This window comes from Bradyrhizobium sp. HKCCYLR20261, assembly GCF_051168435.1.
In the GTDB taxonomy this organism is placed as follows: Bacteria; Pseudomonadota; Alphaproteobacteria; order Rhizobiales; family Xanthobacteraceae; genus Bradyrhizobium.
Map to the genome: position 1 here is coordinate 1 of NZ_JBNPUZ010000013.1, position 18,175 is coordinate 18,175.

The window sequence follows — 18,175 nt, forward strand, 5'->3', positions numbered from 1 at the left end:
ACGCCCTCGATCTCGATCAGCATCTTCGGATCCGGCAGCGCCACCACCACGCACGTCGTCCGCGCCGGATACGGCGCCGGCCCGAACGCCGCGGCATAGAGCCGGTTCATGACAGCTACATCGGCCGCGCGCGTCAGCAGCACGTTGACCTTGACGACATCGCGAAGAGAGGCGCCGCCCTCGGTCAGCACGCGCGTGAAGTTGGTCACGACGTTGGCGAATTGCGCCTCGAACTCATCGGGCAGGTTGCCGTCGGCGTCGAAGCCGGGAGTGCCGGAGATGAAGAGGAGGTCGCCGACGCGGGTGCCGAAGGAGAGCGGCGGGGCTTTGATGTGCGGTGGGGCGGGGATGTGGTGGATGGGCATTGAACCTCCATCGAGAGGGGGAGCTGAGATGATGAAGACCAGTCGTTTTGATATGTCTTTGGAGCGTAGGCTCTCGGGTCGATCATACAAAAAAACCGGGCTTTCGCCCGGCTTTGATGGATGGCCGGGTCAAGCCCGGCCATGACAATGGTGAGAGCGGAGCGGGCGTCAGGACAACGCCTTGTTGCTCTCCTTCACCTTCGCCGCGTCGAGATACACGCTGCCGCCCATTTCCTTGAACTTGGCGCTCATCTGGGCCATGCCGTCCTCGATGGTGCCGCTGATGGTCATGCCGACCGTGGCCGGATCGTTCAAGGTCGCGGCGTAGTCGCGGACGTCCTGGGTGATCTTCATCGAGCAGAATTTCGGGCCGCACATCGAGCAGAAATGCGCGACCTTGTGGGCTTCCTTCGGCAGCGTCTCGTCGTGGAAGCTCTTGGCGGTGTCCGGGTCGAGGCCGAGGTTGAACTGGTCGGTCCAGCGGAACTCGAAGCGGGCGCGGGAGAGGGCGTCGTCGCGCAGTTGGGCTGCGGGGTGGCCCTTGGCAAGATCGGCGGCGTGGGCGGCGATCTTGTAGGTGATGACGCCGGTCTTGACGTCGTTGCGGTCGGGCAGGCCGAGATGCTCCTTCGGTGTCACGTAGCACAGCATCGCGCAGCCGAACCAGCCGATCATGGCCGCGCCGATCCCCGAGGTGATGTGGTCGTAGCCCGGCGCGATGTCGGTGGTCAGCGGCCCCAAGGTGTAGAACGGCGCCTCGCCGCACTCCTTGAGCTGCTTGTCCATGTTGATCTTGATCTTGTGCATCGGCACGTGGCCGGGGCCCTCGATCATGACCTGGCAGCCCTTGTCCCAGGCGATCTTCGTGAGCTCGCCCAACGTCTCCAGCTCGGCGAACTGGGCGCGGTCGTTGGCATCGGCAATCGAGCCGGGGCGCAGGCCGTCGCCGAGCGAGAACGAGACGTCATACTTGCGCATGATGTCGCAGATCTCGTCGAAATGGGTGTAGAGGAAGCTCTCCTTGTGATGCGCGAGGCACCACTTGGCCATGATCGAGCCGCCGCGGCTGACGATGCCGGTGACGCGCGACGCGGTGAGGTGGATGTATTGCAGCCGCACGCCGGCGTGGATGGTGAAGTAGTCGACGCCCTGCTCGCACTGCTCGATCAGCGTGTCCTTGTAGAGCTCCCAGGTCAGCGCGACCGGATCGCCGTTGCACTTTTCCAGCGCCTGGTAGATCGGCACGGTGCCGATCGGCACTGGCGAGTTGCGCAGGATCCATTCCCGGGTGGTGTGGATGTTGCGGCCGGTGGAGAGGTCCATCACGGTGTCGGCGCCCCAGCGGATCGCCCACACCATCTTGTCCACTTCCTCTTCCACCGAGGAGGTCACCGCCGAGTTGCCGATATTGGCGTTGATCTTGGTGAGGAAGTTGCGGCCGATGATCATCGGCTCCAGCTCGGCATGGTTGATGTTGCAGGGAATGATGGCGCGGCCGCGCGCGATCTCGTCGCGGACGAACTCCGGCGTGATGAAGGCAGGGACGGCGGCGCCGAAGCTCTCGCCGTCGGCGAGCGCGGCTTCGGCGCGCTCGAGCTGCTGCTTGCGGCCGAGATTCTCGCGCTCGGCGACGTAGATCATCTCCTTGGTGACGATCCCGGCGCGGGCGAATTCGAGCTGGGTGATCTTGTGGCCGTCGAGGCCGCGGAGCGGCTTGTGATGCGCGGTGAACGCCTTCGCCGCCTTGTCGGCGCCGACATTGCCATTGTCCTCCGGCTTGATGTCGCGGCCGACATATTCCTCGACGCCGCCGCGCTCCTTGACCCAGGCGGTGCGGTTGCGCGGCAGGCCGGCGTTGACGTCGATCGTCACAGTGGGATCGGTGTAGGGGCCGGAGGTGTCGTAGACCGGCAGGTTCGGCTCGGAGGCGGCTTCCGACAGGATGATCTCGCGCAGGGGTACGCGGAGGTCGGGCGCGGAGGCAGGCGTCGCGTAGATCTTGCGCGAGGACGGCAGCGGGCCGGTGGTGACGGCGGGCAGGGTGGTGTCGGGATTGGAGCGGATGTTCATGGGATCCTCCTGGTCAATTGTTGTCGGCCGGGCCGAACGCTGGCGCGGAGTTCAGAGGGGATGCGTGGGAGTAGGGCGTGTTGGAGCGATATGTCGCGGCATGCGCAGTGCGCTCCCCTCCCCCTTGCGGGGAGGGGTCGGGGGTGGGGGTGCACGGAGTTCGGTGCTGATAAGTGAGCGCGTGGTTGAAACCGCGGAGTGGATGTGACCTCACGCTGAGAGCAGAGCGCGTGGACCCCCACCCCCAACCCCTCCCCGCAAGGGGGAGGGGGGCGCACCGCGTTCCTGGCTGTGCGCTCGTGCGACAACAGGCAGGTGTGATCGCAAAGTCGGCAAGCATGTCTGTTCGAGGCTCATTTCGAAAGAGAGCTCGAGGCCGTGAGGGACGCACCCTGTTCAGGCTCCCTCCCCCCTTGTGGGGGAGGGTTGGGGAGGGGGGTAAGCCACACCCACCGACCCCGGAGCCACCCCCCTCCCTGGCCCTCCCCCACAAGGGGGGAGGGAACGACCTCTCTCGGGGAGGAAGCGGGGCCCACTCGCTGTCAGACGCATTCGCAAATGCTGGGCGCATCACGCCGGCTCCTTCGCCGCATCGAGCCACGCGCGCACTCTTGCGTCCGGATCGGCATTCTGCGTGACGTCGCTGACGACCGCGATCGAGTCTGCGCCGGCAGCAAAAATCTCCGCCGCCTGCTCCAGCTTAATGCCGCCGATCGCGACCAGTGGAATATCGCCGACGCGCTGCTTCCACATGCTGATCTTCGGGATGCCTTGCGGTGCGAAGCGCATCGCCTTGAGCGTGGTCGGGAAGATCGGGCCGAGCGCGACGTAGTCGGGCTTGGCGGCGAGCGCGGTCTCCAGCTCGGCATCGTCATGGGTCGACAGGCCGAGCGTCAGGCCGGCCTCCTTGATCGCCTTCACATCCGCTTCCGCCAGATCCTCCTGGCCGAGATGGACGTGCGCGGCTCCCGCGACGATGGCGGCGCGCCAGTAGTCGTTGACGATCAGCTTGGTCGCGGTGCCCCTGGTGATGGCGAGCGCGTCGGTGACGATCTGCAGCGCCTGGCCGTCGTCGAGATTCTTCGCGCGCAATTGCACGGTGCCGACGCCCAGCTTTGTCAGGCGCTCGACCCAGGCGAGGCTGTCGACGACGGGATAGAAGCGATCAGGATACGGCATGCCAGAACGGGGTCCCAACGACAGGGGTGGAGGGCGAGGCGAAATCGCGGGCGTCCATCAGCCCGGCCTCGTAGGCGGTGCGGCCGGACTCGACGCCGAGCTTGAAGGCACGCGCCATCGCCACCGGGTCGGCGGCCTTGGCGATCGCGGTGTTGAGCAACACGGCGTCATAGCCGAGCTCCAGCGCCTCCGCCGCATGCGAGGGCGCGCCGAGGCCGGCGTCGACGACGAGCGTGATGTCGGGCAGGCGGTCACGCAGCAGCTTGAGCGCGTCGCGATTTATGATTCCTTTGGCGCTGCCGATCGGCGCGGCCCAGGGCATCACCACCTTGCAGCCGGCATCGACCAGGCGCGTCGCGACGGTCAGATCCTCGGTGCAATAGGGGAAGACATCAAAGCCGTCCTTGATCAGGGTGGTGGCGGCCTCGACCAGGCCGACCACGTCGGGCTGCAAGGTGTCGTTGTCGCCGATGACCTCGAGCTTGATCCAGGACGTGCCGAACAATTCGCGCGCGAGCTTGGCCGTGGTGACCGCCTCGCGCACGCTGCGGCAGCCGGCGGTGTTCGGCAGCACCGTGACGTTCAGCTCATTGATCAGCTTCCAGAACGCATCGCCCGTCTTGCCGCCGGCGGCTTCACGCCGCAGCGACACGGTGACGATCTCCGCGCCGGAGGCGCGGATCGCATCCTGCATGATCGCGGGCGAGGGATACAGCGCGGTGCCGATCAGCAGGCGGGAGGTGACAGTCTTGTCGTAGAATTTCAGCATGGGAATGGTCTCTCCCCGAATGACACTGTCATCCCCGCGAAAGCGGGGATCCAGTATTCCAGAGGCGGTCGTGATGAGCCGAGGGGCCGCGGCGTACTGGATCGCCCGGTCAAGCCGGGCGACGACGGCTGTGGGTGGTGCGCATACGGTCTCCCCACGTCGTCCCGGCGAACGCCGGGACCCATACCGCGTGATGTCGCATGGGGGCACGCTTGAAGAGATCGAGTACCACCACGGCCGACGGTGGCTATGGGTCCCGCCGTCCGCCGGGACGACGGCGGAGTGTGAGGCGCGAGCGATTGCTCCATCAGCATCATCACCCTCCCTGCCGGGGCGTGATGATCTCGATCTCGTCGCCGGCCTTCAGCGCCGTCTCCGACCAGCGGCTCCTCGGCACGACATCGTAGTTCAGCGCGATCGCGAAATGCGTGCCCTCGTAGTCGAGCTCCGACAGCAGCGCCGCGACGTCGGTGGAATTGATGTCGCGGGCCTCGCCATTGACCATCACGCGCATCGCATCACCTCGTTGTCGATCTGGCCGCGCTCCACATAATTCAACGTCGCTTGCGCCAGGCTCGGTGCGATCAGGAAGCCGTGGCGATAGAGCCCGTTGACGCGGATCTCGCGCTCGCTCTTGACCGTGATGCGCGGCAGATTGTCGGGATAGGCCGGCCGCAGGCCCGAGCCAAATTCGAGGATGCGCGCCTCGCCGAACGCCGGATGCACGGAGTAGGCGGCACCCAGCAATTCCAGCGCCGAGCGCAAGCTGACGCCGGTATCCTCGGCCTCGAGCGAGGTTGCCCCCAGCATGAACAGATTGTCCTCGCGTGGAATGAGATACAGCGGGAAGCGCGGATGCATCAGCCGCACCGGGCGCGCGAGCTGCACCTCGGCGGTCTCGATCAGGATCATCTCGCCCTTGACGCCGCGCAGCTCCGGCTCGGCGTCGCGCGCCTCCAGCCCGCGGCAGTCGATCACGAGGCCATCGAGGTCATCGGCGCTGACATTGCTGTTGAACAGCACGCGGCCGCCGGCCTCGACGATCCGCTGGTGCAGCTTCGGCAGCACGCGGCGCGGCTCGACATGGCCCTCGGTCGGATAGAACAGACCCTCGCGAAAGCGACCCTCCAGCGACGGCTCCAGCTCCGCGAGCGCGGCCGCATCGAGCCGCTGATAGCCCGAGGTGCGGCGGGCGAAGCGGTCGTAATCGGCGCGGTCGCGGGCATGCGCGATCACCAGCGAGCCGTTGAACGGCGTCTCCGGCATCTCGCGCCGCCAGATGTCGAGCGAGGCGAGGCCGAGGCGGCTGATGATGGGCTCCGAGACTTCGCTCTCGCAATAGGGCGCCAGCATGCCGCCGGCCCAATGGCTGGTGGAGAGCATCAGCGCGGCGTCGCTGCGCTCGTGCAAGGTGACGGCGTGGCCGGCGCGTGCGAACAGCAGTGCCTGCCAGGCACCCGCAATACCGGCGCCGATGATGGATACGGGACGATCCCCGCGGGTCGTTGTCTGCTGCATCCCTGTCCCTTCGCCGGCATGACCCGGATCAGGTTCAAAGGGTCACCGCATCACGTGCGGTATCTCAGCTCCCCCTCGGAGCTCCCCTCGGAACGCGTTTAAAATAGACCGATACGCCCCGGTGTCAACGGAGTGTCACGGAAAGACTGTGGTGGGTGGATAGGAACGAAACGCCGTCAGTGCGCGCGGGCGTGCCGGCGGCTCTCGATCTTCGGCGTGATGTCGAGCGGTGCGCTGACGCGCTCCGGCCGGCCGGCGGGGCGGGCATCGGCGAGGCGCTGCCGCTTGGCCTCCTCGTAGTAGCCCTTGGCGAAAAACGCCACGGCGCGGTCGTGGTCGCCGCGGGCGGCGCGGTAGGCGCCGGCGAGGTAGCGCACGCCATAGGTGAGGTTGGTGTTGGGATCGTGCAGGCCCGCGGCATCGCCGGTATAGCCGAGCCCGCGCGCGGTCCCGAGCTTGATCTGCATCAGGCCAATGCAGCCGCAGCGGCCGACCAGATTCGGCTGATATTTGCTCTCGCGCACGATCACGCGGTGGATCAGCGTTTCCGGAATGTTGTTGGCGGCGGCGTGCACGGCAACCAGCGCGTCGATATGCGGATGGCCGGTATTCATGTGCTTCGGCTTGGCCTCGGCCGCCTTGCGGTCGGCCTCGCGCTCGGGGGCGGGCGCGTCCGGCGCGGCCTCGACCTCGGCCGGCTGTGCCGAAGCGTTGGCATCGACCGGATTCGTCGTGTCGGCGCCGCTGACGGCCTCGATCGCCTCGACCTCGCGCGCGGTCCGGGTGACCGCGCCGCGCGCGGCCAGATCCTTGATGCTGTCGGCGCGGACATGGGCCAGCTTGATCTTGCCCGCTTTTGCCTTGCTGGCGCTGTCCGTCTCCTCGGCGGCCGTTGCAAGCGGCGCGTGACCGAGCATCGCGAAGCCTGCGAGGCAGGCCGTCAGCACAAGACGTTTCATGACTCAGGATCCCCCGGGAACCGTGCGCGTGCCGAAGCAGCCCCCTCGGCACACGTTTAACCCTTTGCACACCGTAATTGGCGCAAACGCCGGGCAATATTGTGGCGAAAATCGGGCGCTGCGCCCGGGTGCGCCGGAAGCATGGCGGCTCCGGTTTACCCCGAATTATGCCGGGGCATGGTTGGGTGGAGCCGTCTCCAGCCAGGACCCACCGCGATGACGCTGTCCGTCACCCATACAGATGCGAGCGCCGGACGCGCGCAGGCGCAGCTTGCGCTGTGGGTCGGCGCCGCCGTCTATGCGCTGCTGCTGATCTCCGGCAACCGGCTGCTCAACGATCCCGACACGCTGTGGCAGATCACGGTGGGGCAGTGGATCATCGATCAGCGCGCGGTGCCCGAGGTCGACGTCTATTCCTTCACCATGCGCGGCGCGCCCTGGATGTCGACGCAATGGCTGGCGCAGGTCGCCTTTGCCGCGGCCTGTCGGATCGCCGGCTGGACCGGGCCGGTGGTGCTGGCGGCGGCGGCCATCGCGCTGGCGTTCGCGCTGTTCGCGCGCATGCTGAGCCGCCATCTGCGCGACAGCACGACGCTCGTCTTCGTCGTCGCGGCGTTCCTGCTCTGCCTGCCGCATCTGCTGGCGCGGCCGCATGTGCTGGCGTTTCCGATTCTGGTGGCCTGGATCGGCGGACTGATCGACGCGGCCGACCGCAAGCAGGCGCCGCCATTCGCGCTGGTGCTGCTGATTGCGCTGTGGGCCAATCTCCACGGCGGCTTCGTGTTCGGCCTGTTCTTCATTGCGCCCGCCGCGCTCGATGCGCTCGTCAACGCGGACGCCTCGGCCAGACGCCGCCTCGCCTTGCGCTGGGCGCTGTTCGCGGCGCTGGCGCTGGTCGCGAGCTGGTGCACGCCCTACGGCTGGAACGCGCTGCTGGCCTCGCAAAAGATCCTGTCGCTGGGGCAGGCGCTGCCCTTGATCGTCGAATGGAAGGCGGCGGATTTCCAGGGCCTCGGCCCGTTCGAGATCTGCCTGCTGATCGCGATCGGCTTCGCGCTGCTCCACGGCTTCACGCTGCCGCCGGTGCGCATCCTGATGCTGCTCGGCCTGTTGCACATGGCGCTGGCACAGGCGCGGGCGGCGGAAATCCTCGCCCTCGTCGGTCCGCTGGTGATCGCGGCGCCGCTGGCGCGCTTTTCGGGGACAGCGCCCGTTCCGCCCGTGGCGGGAAGTCCGCGCGCGCTCGCCGCCGCCGTCGTGCTGGCGCTGGGCGCCGGCACCATTGCGTCGATGTCGATGCTCAGCTACGCGCCGAACATGCGCGGCACGCCGGTTGCGGCGGTGACCGAACTGAAGAAGCTCAATCTGACCAGGGTTCTCAACGACTACGATTTCGGCGGCTATCTGATTTCAACCGGGGTGGCGCCGTTCATCGACGGCCGCACCGAGCTCTATGGCGAAAAGTTCTTCGTCGATCACAATGCGGCGTCGGGCCTGATGGAGCCGGACAATCTGTTCCGCCTGCTCAAGGACTACGACATCGAGGCGACCCTGCTGCGGACGCAGAGCGCGGCGACCAAGCTGCTGGATCACGTCGACGGCTGGCAGAAGGTCTATGCCGACGACATCGCCACCATCCACCTGCGCAAGCCGGGCGCCAGGCACGTCGTGGAACCGGCGGTCCAGAGTCGCGGGAATTGAAGCAGACAATTTGATCGAATTTGCGTGAGGTCGGATGTCGCGCGGCATCCGGGCACGTGCAAATCAACAGCCGTGCGGCTATTCTCTCTCGGTCAGTTCGACAGCAAGCCTGACTCATTCAAAACAGAACAGAGAGGGAGCGCGTCATGGCCGTGAAGGCAGCCGACATCCAATTCCGTGACATTGTTGACAGCCGGTCGCCGATGCGCGTGCTCGACCTGCCGCGCAACAATCCCTGCGCCCAATGCGCCGAGCCGATCGCGCTTCCGACCTGGGTCGAGAAGGATGGCCGGCGGACTGCGTTTCTGTGGCACTGCCGGTTGTGTGATTATCGCTACGAGACGATCGCGTTCTATGCCGAGGCGGTCGACGAGGACGGCGCGCTGGCGGCGTAGTTAGCTGGATGCGCCGCGATCTGGCTGAATGCTTGAATCCTCTCTGAGATGCGCAAGCTGCCACAGCAACGGCGGTGCGCTCCCTCTCCCCGTCCTTCACGGGGAGAGGGGCGGGGTGAGGGGCAGCGGCACGGGCAGACTGAGTGAGTGGAGCAGAGTCTGCGCGATGAGATCGCATCTCAAGATGCGATCTTCCCAGCTTCATCGCCAGCAGTCTTTGCTCGGAGATTGCACCACCCGTGCCGCTGCCCCTCACCCCGACCCTCTCCCCGTGAAGGACGGGGAGAGGGAGCCCACCGTCCGTGCAGTGAGCGGCGGTTTCCATGATTGCGCTTCGTAGTTTCTTTCCCTCAGCCTCATCCTCCCCATCTCAGAACCGTCACTCCGTAACACTCCCCCGCCCGCGATGGGACCGCTTGTCGCGATCGTGACGAAATCGCGGTTCCCTGGGAACGCGGACTGTCCGTTGCCGTTCTCTCGTCACCATTCACACTGAGAGGAGACACCACATGGTGATGAAGACTGTTGCGGCCGGCCTCGCCGGTTCCCTGCTGCTCGCGACCGCGGCGTTTGCTGCCGAGAGCACCACGACCACCACCAGCACCACGATCAAGAGCGACACCACCGCTGCCTCCTATGCGGGTGACTGGCGCGGCTCGAAGCTGATCGGCGTGAAGGTCTACAACAACAACAACGAGAACGTCGGCTCGATCGACGACATGCTCGTCGACAAGAGCGGCGCGGTGAAGGGCGTCGTGATCGGCGTCGGCGGCTTCCTCGGCATGGGCGAGCACCTCGTCGCCGTCTCGTTCGATCAGATCAAGTTCTCGGATCAGCCGGTGCAGGCGAGCACGGCTTCCAACGCTCCGGCTACGGGCACGACGGCGACCACGCCGCCGGCCTCGACCACCACGACCGGCGCCGCCACCGGCACCTCGTCGTCGTCCTCGATGAGCTCGTCGAAGAGCCGCTGGTATCCCGACCACGCGATGATCAACGCCACCAAGGACCAGCTGAAGTCGATGCCCGAGTTCAAGTACTCGGAGTAATCTCGGCGTTCGGGTCTATCAGTTGATGTGCAGCGCGCCCGGTTCGTCCGGGCGCGTTCGCATATGATCAGGCGGCGCGAAGCGTCGTCTCGCCTTGCGGCAGCTTGATGCGCGCGATCAGGCCGCACGGTTTGCGATCATGCAGCGACAGCTCGCCGCCATGCGCCTGAACGATCGCCTTGGCGATCGACAATCCCAATCCGAAGCCGGTGGCCTCGTCCATGTTGCGGGCATGATCGCCGCGCACGAAAGGCTCGAGCATGTCCGCCTTCAGCGCGTCCGCGATTCCCGGTCCGTCATCCTCGACATCGATGGTGAGATGCTTGCCCGAGACCGTGAGCCGCACGACCGTCTGCTGGCCATACCTCACGGCATTCTCCACCAGGTTGGTGATCGAGCGCATCAGGTCGTCGGGACGCACCGTCGCCATGGCATGCGGGGGTCCGGCATAGCTGACGTTCTGCCCGACATCGGCGAATTGATCGGCGACCAGCTGCAGGATGCTGGCGACATCCACCAGGGTCATCGGCTCAAGCTTGCGCCCGTTGCGCAGGAACGACAGCACGGAGCCCAGCATCGAATGCATCTGATCGAGATCGGCGAGCATGCGGCTGCGCTGCAGCTCGTCCTCGACGAACTCGCAGCGCAGCCGCATGCGCGTGAGCGGCGTGCGCAGATCGTGGCTGATCGCAGCCAGCATCTTGGTGCGGTCGTTCATCAGCGCGGTGATGCGCTGGCGCATCCGGTTGAGCGCGCGGGCAAGCGAGCGGATCTCCTCCGGTCCGCGCTCGGGCAGGGCCGGTGCATCGCCGTCGAGGCTGAACGTCTCGGCCGCCCTGGCGAACACGGACAGCGGCGATGTCAGCGCGCGTGCGGCCCACACTCCGAGCAGCGTGATGCTGATGAAGGCGAACAGGATCGTCGTCAGCCACGGCGCCCCCCAGAACGGCGGCCGGCGCGGCCGCTCAGGCATCTTCGCCGAGATCATGCCGCCATCGGGCAGGGCGAACACCACCTGTCGCCCGGGCGATCCCGGCGGTGGCATGTAGATGCGATAGCCCGGGCCTAACCCACGAAAGCCGCCGAATCCCGGTCCGCCCTCGCGCCCTCCGCGTGCCTCGGGCCCGCGCTCGTCAGGGCGCGGTCCGAAGTCCGGCGGCGGGCCGGCATAAGGCTTGAGATCGAACTCAGGGTAGGCCCGGGTGATGTCGCTGATCAGATGCGCGCGGTCGGACGCTTCGGCGCGCCCGAGCACATGAACCACGGTCGCAAGCTGAAACGGTCCGGCCTCGTTCTCGTTCTCCGGCTGGTCGGCGCGATAGATCAGGAACGAGGCGGTGATGATCGCATGCAGCGTGACGATCGAGATCGCCACCAGCGCCGTGATCTGGCCGCGGATGCCCTTCAGGTTGAGAAAGCCGAACGACATCATCACGACAGCTACCCGATACGTACCATCAATGGCTTTGCGGGCCGGTCACCACCTCGACCACGGGCGTGAACATGTAGCCGCCGGAGCGCACGGTCTTAATCATCGTGGCCTCCTGGGGATCCGGCTCGATCTTGCGGCGAATGCGGCTGACCAGCACGTCGATCGAGCGCTCGAAAGAGCCGGCATTGCGGCCCTGCGTCAGGTCGAGCAGGCTGTCGCGCGACAGCACGCGGCCGGGCCGTTCGCAGAAGGTGCGCAGCAGGTCGAACTCGGCGCTGGTCATCGCGACGCGCGCGCCCTCGGGATTGCGCAGCTCGCGCAGCCGGAAGTCGATGCGCCAGCCGAGAAAGCTCAGGGCGGTGGCGCCTTCGGTCGCGCTCGCGGTCATCGCCGCGGCCTGCCGGCGCAGCACCGCATTGATGCGGGCGAGCAGCTCGCGCGGGTTGAACGGTTTCGGCAGATAGTCGTCTGCGCCCATTTCGAGACCGAGAATGCGGTCGACGTCCTCGCCGCGCGCGGTCAGCATGATGATCGGCACCTGCGATTCCGCGCGCAGCTTGCGGCACAGCGTGAGGCCGTCCTCGCCGGGCAGCATCACGTCGAGGATCAGCAGGTCGACGCGATGGTCGCCCATGATGCGGGTCATCTCGCGGCCGTCGGTCGCGGTGGTGACGTTGCAGGCATTGTTGCGCAGATATTTCGCGATCAGCGTCCGCGTCTCGCGGTCGTCCTCGACGACCAGGATGTGGGGTTGTGTCTGGGCCATGCCGATCAAGTGACCTAGAATCGCGGCGATTTGCGATTTTTTTTGTTACGTAATGTTTCCTGGCAACGCGCCGTCGAGCAGGGCGCGACTACCGTTGGGCACGCTGTCGCGCTTTGATGCCGAGGCGTCAAGCCCCTGAGCAGACGGAGAGGTGCCACGGTGGGGCTGACGACACCGGACTACCGGCTCGTGGTGTAAAGCTGAACCGCCGCTCCGAGCCACGCTGCGCTCCCTCTCCCCGTTCTTCACGGGGAGAGGGCTGGGGTGAGGGGCAGCGGCACGGGAAGTGGATCAGTATACGGGAATCGTCACGAACGAGCTTTGAGTAGCTATGGCGTCGAACACTCGCGTTGACGACCATGGAGAAGTGCTACCAACTTCACTCTGCCCGTGTGGCTGCCCCTCACCCCGACCCTCTCCCCGTGAAGGACGGGGAGAGGGAGCAGACCGCCGTTGCCGCGTCGTATCAGTTCGACTTCACCAGCGGGCAGCCGCCCTTGTCGAGCGGACGGAAGGCCTCGTCGCCCGGGACGGTGGCGATCAGCTTGTAGAGGTCCCAGTCGCCCTTCGATTCCTCCGGCTTCTTGACCTCGAACAGATACATGTCGTGCACCATGCGGCCGTCGATGCGGATCTTGCCGTTCTTGGCGAAGAAGTCGTTCACCGGCATCGCGCGCATCTGCGCCATCACCTTGGGCGCCTCGTCGGTCCCGATCGCCTCGATGGCCTTTAGATAATGCGTCGTGGCCGAATACAGCCCCGCCTGGATCATCGTCGGCATGTGGCCGACCTTCTCGTTGAAGCGCTTGGAGAAGGCGCGGGTCTCGTCGTTCATGTCCCAGTAGAACGCGTCGGTGACGATCAGGCCCGATGTCGACTTGATGCCGAGCGAATGCACGTCGGTGATCTCCATCAGCAGCGCGATCATCTTCTGGCCGCTCTGCGCCAGGCCGAACTCGGCGGCCTGCTTCAGCGCGTTCTGCGTGTCGCCGCCGGCGTTCGCGAGGCCCACCACCTTGGCCTTGGACGCCTGGGCCTGCAGCACGAAGGAGGAGAAGTCGGACGAGTTCAGGGGATGGCGCACGTCGCCGAGCACCTTGCCGCCGGCCTCCTTCACGACATTGGCCGCGTCGCGCTCCAGGGCCTGGCCGAAGGCGTAGTCGGCGGTGATGAAGAACCAGGTGTCCTCGCCGCGCTTGACCATCGCCTTGCCGGCGACGTTGGACAGGGCATAAGTGTCGTAGGTCCAGTGCACCGTGTTGGGCGAGCACTGCGCGCCGGTGATGTCGGAGGAGCCGCCACCGGAGTTGATGTGGATCTTGTTCTTCTCGCGCGTCAGCGCCGAGACCGGCAGCGCCACCGAGGAGGTCGGCACGTCAAAGATGGCATCCACCTTCTCATTGTCGTACCAGTTGCGGGCAATGTTGACGCCGACGTCGGGCTTGTTCTGGTGATCGGCCGAGACCACCTCGACCTTCTTGCCCTTGACCTTGCCGCCGTAGTCCTCGACCGCCATCTGCACCGCGACCAGCGAGCCCTTGCCGGTGGCGTCCGCATAGAGGCTCGACATGTCCGTGAGCACGCCGATCTTGACGACGTCGTCCGAGATCGTCTGGGCAGATGCGGTTCCGCAGAGGGCTGCGAGCGCGATGGCTGCAGCGGCGGCTTGCGCCGAAGGTCTCATGTCTCTCTCCCGAGATTATTGTTTGTTGGTGCGGGAGTTCTATCCGCCCTGATATGGCCGCGCAAAGCGGGGCTGCGCATGGGACGGTTGCGCGGAGGGCGCGAGCTCGCATCGGGGTGCGCCAATCGGGAACCCGGCGCGGCCACTCGTGATTCGCTGGGAATCTGCGGGCTACGCCATATGACGGAATGTTCAGCCGTGTGAACGGCTACAGACCCGGCAATGAATTGACGCGCACCGCCAGCGTGCCCTCGGCGGTGGCGATCACGCGCAGCACGTTGCTGTCGAAGGCGATGTCGGTGAGGGCGAGATTGTTGATGTCGGTGTCGACGCGGATGCCGTTCTCGTTCTTCTGCAGCTCGGCAATGGCGGCGGCGATCTTCTCCCGGACATTGTCGGAGAACGGCTTGAGATCGACCACCGATCGTTCCAGCAAAGCGCGCTGCAGATGCGGCACGGCGGCGCGCGCGGCGGCGCCGAGCAGGCCGAAGGCCGCGTCGGATTCGACGGCAAGCTGCAGATCGGCGAGGCGCAGGATCTGCTGCGCCTGATCGACCATCGGGCGGCCCCAGATGTGCACCGTCGCGTCGGCGCCGAAGCCGAAGAAGCTTTCCTTTTCCGTGCCCTTCACCTGCAGCGAGATCAGCAGCCGGTTGCCGGAGGGAATCACAGTCGCATGCTTGACGGTGACCGCGACCGGGCCGGAGCCGTCCTCTGGGAAGGTTCGCCCGGTAAGCTGCGAATCCACGAGCTTGCTGAGCTCGGTAAAGGGCACGTCGATCGGGACCGCGACGTTGATGCCGCCGGTGGTCGGCGGAATGATCGTGATCTTCTCGGGGAAGGGGCATTCCGGCTTCGTTTCGGCCGGCGTGACCCGCGTCTCCGCCTCGATCCCCATCGTCACCGTGACGGCATTGACGTCGATCGTCGGCTGCGCGGCCAGCGCGCGTGTCGGCTTGACCTCGAGCCACACCGGCGGCAGTCCCGGCGCGGAGCCCTGCAAGGGCACCGAGCGGCAGGCGCGCGCCCATTGCGCCTGCGCGACCCGGCGCATCGTCGGATCCTTGCGCAGCCGCTCGCTCAGCGCGGCGAGCTGCTCGTTCACGGTCTTGTCGATGATCGGCTTCATCTGGGCGGGCACGTTCACCCGGGCGCCGGCGACCGTCAGCGCGGTATCGCCGAGATTGACCTGCGCGGTGAAGTTCGGCTCGACGGCCCAGGCCGCCGCGAGCCGCGGCCGCATCCCGATCAAGACGTTGCCCTTGATGTCGGCGGTGGCGTTCAGGTTCTTGATGTTGATGCCGCCGATCTGCTTGGCCGCGTCCGATCCGAGCAGGCCGCCGAGCGCGTCACCAAGTGCGCCGGTGGCCTTCGCCGAGAGCGAGCCGGTGACGTTGAGCCGGCCCGACAGCGGCGCGGCCAGCGACAGCGTGTCCTGCGTCCCGGTGGCCGCGATCGTCCCGCGCGAGACGGTCCAGCCGATATCGGCATTCTGCAGCAGCTGCGACACGGGGTTCTCGGACTTGCCGGCGTAATTGCGCGGCGTGGCCTTCTCGGCCGCGTCGCGGATGGCGCCGAGCGAGATCGACACCGGGGTCATGATGATGGAATTGCGCGTCGCGGCCGGCAGCGGTGGCAACGCGGCGACGGGCGGAGCCGGCGTCTTGCCGGAGTACAGGAACACTTCCACCACGATGATGCCGATCAGGACGAGCGCGGCGAGCCCGGCGGCCGCGATCAGCACCATGCGCAGCCGCGGCGGCGACCACCGTGGCGGCCGCTGCAACGGCCGCTGCGGTGTCTGCAACGGTCTCTGCAGCGGTCTTGGGGCGAGCGGATGAGGCTTGCCCTGCCAATCGGTGCGCGGGGGCGGAAGGTTCATGTCGAGTCCAGGGGGCTCCGGCGGCTGCACGGCCGGGCACGGTCCGGTCGTGGCGGGATCGCGGTTAATACAGAATTATCGAGTTTACAGGGCTGGACGGAGGCGCGCCAGAGCACCCGTTGAAGTCCGGCATCATCAATCGGCCGTGAAGGTGAATGGCCGGATCAGCGCGAAGACGTGACGCGCGCAAAGAAATGACCGCCGTGGCTGTCGGCCGCGGCGGTCCAGTCAGGGAGGATCGTGGGGAGGAAAAGGGGAGGCAGGTTGCGATCAGCGGAACGCGCGGCCGAGATCGGCGCGGCGTTCCATCGGCAGCACGATCACCTTGGCGCCGACATTGACCCGGGAATACAGGTCGATCACGTCCTGGTTGGTCAGGCGGATGCAGCCCGACGACACATGCGTGCCGATCGTCTCCGGCGCATTGGTGCCGTGGATGCGGTAGACGGTGCCGCCGAGATACATCGCGCGGGCGCCGAGCGGATTGCCGGGACCGCCGGCCATGTGGCGCGGCAGATAGGGCTGGCGCGCGATCATTTCCGGCGGCGGCGTCCAGTCCGGCCACTCGGCCTTCTTGGTCACCGACTGCACGCCCGACCAGGTGAAGCCGTCGCGGCCGACGCCGATGCCGTAGCGCATCGCCTGGCCGTTGCCGAGCACATAGTACAAATACTTGTTAGGCGTATCGATCACGATCGTGCCGGCCGCCTCGCGGGTGGCGTAGCTCACGACCTGACGGCGCAGCCGTGCCGGCAACTCTGAGGGCGTCGCCTCGTCATCGCCGGGTGTCGTCATTTGCGGCGCAGAGGCGGGCGGCTCATAGGCGGACACCGGCGGCGGCAGCAGGAAGGGGAACGGCAGCGGGGCCGGGGAGGCGGCCTGTGTCGGCGCGGCGGCGACGATGCTGCCCGCGATCAGCGCGCCGAACAGAATACGAGATGGAGAAAGGAATTTTCCTGACGTGAACATCGACGTCCCCTTGTTTGAACGCTTGCCATGCGCCGCCGTCATGTTCGGCCGGCGTCGTTGAAATCAGCTGCCTGTCATCATTTCTTGTGGCGCATTGATCCGCGCCTGATGCTGCAACTGATAGGGGAGAAAAGTTTCGGTGCGTTTGCGCGCTCTCAGTAAAACGGTTTCGTCGGCTTAACCGTTTGTTTCATGACGGTTTCACGACAGGCTGGCGTTGAGATCGCGGCGGAGATGGTGGACGGCGGCAAAAAGAGCCTTCGACAGTTCGATGACGTCACACGCCTGAAATAACAATGTCGGAATTTGCGGCCGTTCAGAATCGCTGCAACTTTCCGGATCGCCTTATGCGGATCTTAATCGCAACCGACGCCTGGCACCCCCAGGTCAATGGCGTGGTACGCACGCTGACGTCCTTGTCGCGCGCCGCGGCGGGGCTGGGTGCCGACATCACCTTCCTCACGCCGGAAGGCTTTCCATCGTTCGGCGTGCCGACCTATCCGGGCCTGCGGCTTGCGATCACCAGAGCGAGCGAGATCGCCCGCCGCATCGAGGCGGCCGCGCCGGACGCGATCCACATCGCGACCGAAGGTACGATCGGCTGGGCGGTGCGGCGCTACTGCCTGCGCCACGGCCTGCCGTTCACGACGTCCTACACGACGCGCTTCCCGGAATATGTTTCTGTGCGCACCGGCATTCCCGATGCTGTCGGCTACTGGGTGATGCGCCGCTTCCATGACGCGGCCGCGATGACCATGGTCGCCACCAACTCGCTGCGGCAGGAGCTCGCGGGACGCGGCTTCAAGAAGCTCGGCTTCTGGACGCGCGGCGTCGATACCAAGCTGTTCAATCCCGATGAGCCGGCAACGCTCGATCTGCCACGGCCGATCTTCCTGTCCGTGGGCCGTGTCGCGGTCGAGAAGAACCTCGAGGCATTCCTGTCGCTGGATCTGCCGGGCTCGAAGGTCGTCGTCGGCGACGGTCCGGCGAAGGCCGAACTGGAGCGCCGCTTCCCGAATGCGCACTTCCTCGGCGAGAAGAAGGGCAAGGACCTGACGGCGCACATGGCGGCCGCCGATGTCTTCGTGTTCCCCAGCCTGACCGACACCTTCGGCGTGGTGCAGCTGGAATCGCTCGCCTGCGGCACGCCGGTCGCGGCGTTTCCGGTCACCGGCCCGCTCGACGTCATCGCCGATCATCCGATCGGCGCGATCGACTGGGATTTGCGCGCCGCCAGCCTGAAGGCGCTGACGATGTCGCGCGAGGATTGCCGCTCGTTTGCTCTCGACCGTTCCTGGGAGAACAGCGCGCGTCAGTTCATCGGTAATCTGGCCGTGCTGCAGCCCTCGCGCGTCGTTCGTCCGGCGCCGGTGCTGGCCGGTCAGAGCGCCGTGCGCGGCTGACGGCTGATCTTGCGTCACTCCATTCATTCCAAAC

General features: G+C 66.3%; 16 protein-coding genes and 1 riboswitch. Of the genes, 4 read left to right on the plus strand and 12 right to left on the minus strand.

Annotated features, from left to right (window positions below):
• The 7 genes from ACQR1L_RS25095 to ACQR1L_RS25125 form a co-directional block, all read right to left on the minus strand.
• A partial coding sequence (locus tag ACQR1L_RS25095) for a RidA family protein (protein ID WP_434860594.1) occupies positions 1-365 on the minus strand: 365 nt, incomplete at its 3' end.
• A 168-nt stretch (positions 366-533) separates the two neighbouring features.
• Positions 534-2,435: a phosphomethylpyrimidine synthase ThiC gene (thiC, locus tag ACQR1L_RS25100; protein ID WP_434860595.1), complete on the minus strand. Its 1,902-nt coding sequence runs from the start codon at positions 2,433-2,435 to the stop codon at positions 534-536.
• A 570-nt stretch (positions 2,436-3,005) separates the two neighbouring features.
• Complete coding sequence (locus tag ACQR1L_RS25105; protein WP_434860596.1) at positions 3,006-3,614, minus strand: thiamine phosphate synthase; 609 nt, start codon at positions 3,612-3,614, stop codon at positions 3,006-3,008.
• The gene (locus tag ACQR1L_RS25110; protein WP_434860597.1) at positions 3,601-4,383 is read right to left on the minus strand and encodes a thiazole synthase; all 783 of its coding nucleotides are present in this window, start codon (positions 4,381-4,383) and stop codon (positions 3,601-3,603) included. Before ACQR1L_RS25110 ends, ACQR1L_RS25105 begins: the two co-directional genes overlap by 14 nt.
• A gap of 316 nt (positions 4,384-4,699) precedes the next feature.
• Positions 4,700-4,897: a sulfur carrier protein ThiS gene (gene thiS, locus ACQR1L_RS25115; RefSeq protein WP_434860598.1), complete on the minus strand. Its 198-nt coding sequence runs from the start codon at positions 4,895-4,897 to the stop codon at positions 4,700-4,702.
• Positions 4,888-5,901, minus strand: coding sequence for an FAD-dependent oxidoreductase (locus ACQR1L_RS25120; RefSeq protein ID WP_434860599.1), 1,014 nt, complete (start codon positions 5,899-5,901; stop codon positions 4,888-4,890). Before ACQR1L_RS25120 ends, thiS begins: the two co-directional genes overlap by 10 nt.
• Positions 5,889-5,999, minus strand: a riboswitch (TPP riboswitch). Its footprint overlaps the gene before it by 13 nt.
• Positions 6,000-6,077: 78 nt before the next feature.
• Positions 6,078-6,860: a transglycosylase SLT domain-containing protein gene (locus ACQR1L_RS25125; RefSeq protein ID WP_434860600.1), complete on the minus strand. Its 783-nt coding sequence runs from the start codon at positions 6,858-6,860 to the stop codon at positions 6,078-6,080.
• A gap of 216 nt (positions 6,861-7,076) precedes the next feature.
• Here ACQR1L_RS25125 and ACQR1L_RS25130 point away from each other — a divergent pair, with 216 nt between their 5' ends.
• The 3 genes from ACQR1L_RS25130 (at position 7,077) to ACQR1L_RS25140 (ending at position 10,005) form a co-directional block, all read left to right on the plus strand.
• A complete protein-coding gene (locus tag ACQR1L_RS25130; RefSeq protein WP_434860601.1) occupies positions 7,077-8,561 on the plus strand; it encodes a hypothetical protein in 1,485 nt (494 codons plus the stop codon).
• 146 nt (positions 8,562-8,707) lie between these two features.
• Complete coding sequence (locus ACQR1L_RS25135; RefSeq protein WP_434860602.1) at positions 8,708-8,956, plus strand: hypothetical protein; 249 nt, start codon at positions 8,708-8,710, stop codon at positions 8,954-8,956.
• Between the two features lie 509 nt (positions 8,957-9,465).
• On the plus strand, positions 9,466-10,005 hold the full coding sequence (locus ACQR1L_RS25140) for a PRC-barrel domain-containing protein (RefSeq protein ID WP_434860603.1): 540 nt from the start codon (positions 9,466-9,468) through the stop codon (positions 10,003-10,005).
• Positions 10,006-10,072: 67 nt separating this feature from the next.
• On the opposite strand, the gene ACQR1L_RS25145 is transcribed toward ACQR1L_RS25140, so the two are convergent.
• From ACQR1L_RS25145 to ACQR1L_RS25165, 5 genes are all read right to left on the minus strand, one after another.
• Entirely contained in the window at positions 10,073-11,437 is a 1,365-nt protein-coding gene (locus tag ACQR1L_RS25145; RefSeq protein ID WP_434860746.1) for an ATP-binding protein, read from the minus strand.
• A 25-nt stretch (positions 11,438-11,462) separates the two neighbouring features.
• Positions 11,463-12,203, minus strand: a complete 741-nt coding sequence (locus tag ACQR1L_RS25150) for a response regulator (protein ID WP_434860604.1) — start codon at positions 12,201-12,203, stop codon at positions 11,463-11,465.
• Between the two features lie 466 nt (positions 12,204-12,669).
• Positions 12,670-13,887 (minus strand): ABC transporter substrate-binding protein, encoded by a 1,218-nt coding sequence (locus tag ACQR1L_RS25155; RefSeq protein WP_434860605.1) that lies wholly within the window; start codon positions 13,885-13,887, stop codon positions 12,670-12,672.
• A 208-nt stretch (positions 13,888-14,095) separates the two neighbouring features.
• Positions 14,096-15,769, minus strand: coding sequence for a DUF4403 family protein (locus tag ACQR1L_RS25160; protein WP_434860606.1), 1,674 nt, complete (start codon positions 15,767-15,769; stop codon positions 14,096-14,098).
• Positions 15,770-16,039: 270 nt separating this feature from the next.
• Positions 16,040-16,738 carry a L,D-transpeptidase gene (locus ACQR1L_RS25165; RefSeq protein ID WP_434860607.1) on the minus strand — a complete coding sequence of 233 codons (699 nt, stop codon included), beginning with the start codon at positions 16,736-16,738 and terminating at the stop codon, positions 16,040-16,042.
• Between the two features lie 347 nt (positions 16,739-17,085).
• Here ACQR1L_RS25165 and ACQR1L_RS25170 point away from each other — a divergent pair, with 347 nt between their 5' ends.
• Positions 17,086-18,141 (plus strand): glycosyltransferase family 4 protein, encoded by a 1,056-nt coding sequence (locus ACQR1L_RS25170; protein WP_434860747.1) that lies wholly within the window; start codon positions 17,086-17,088, stop codon positions 18,139-18,141.
• Positions 18,142-18,175 lie beyond the last annotated feature (34 nt).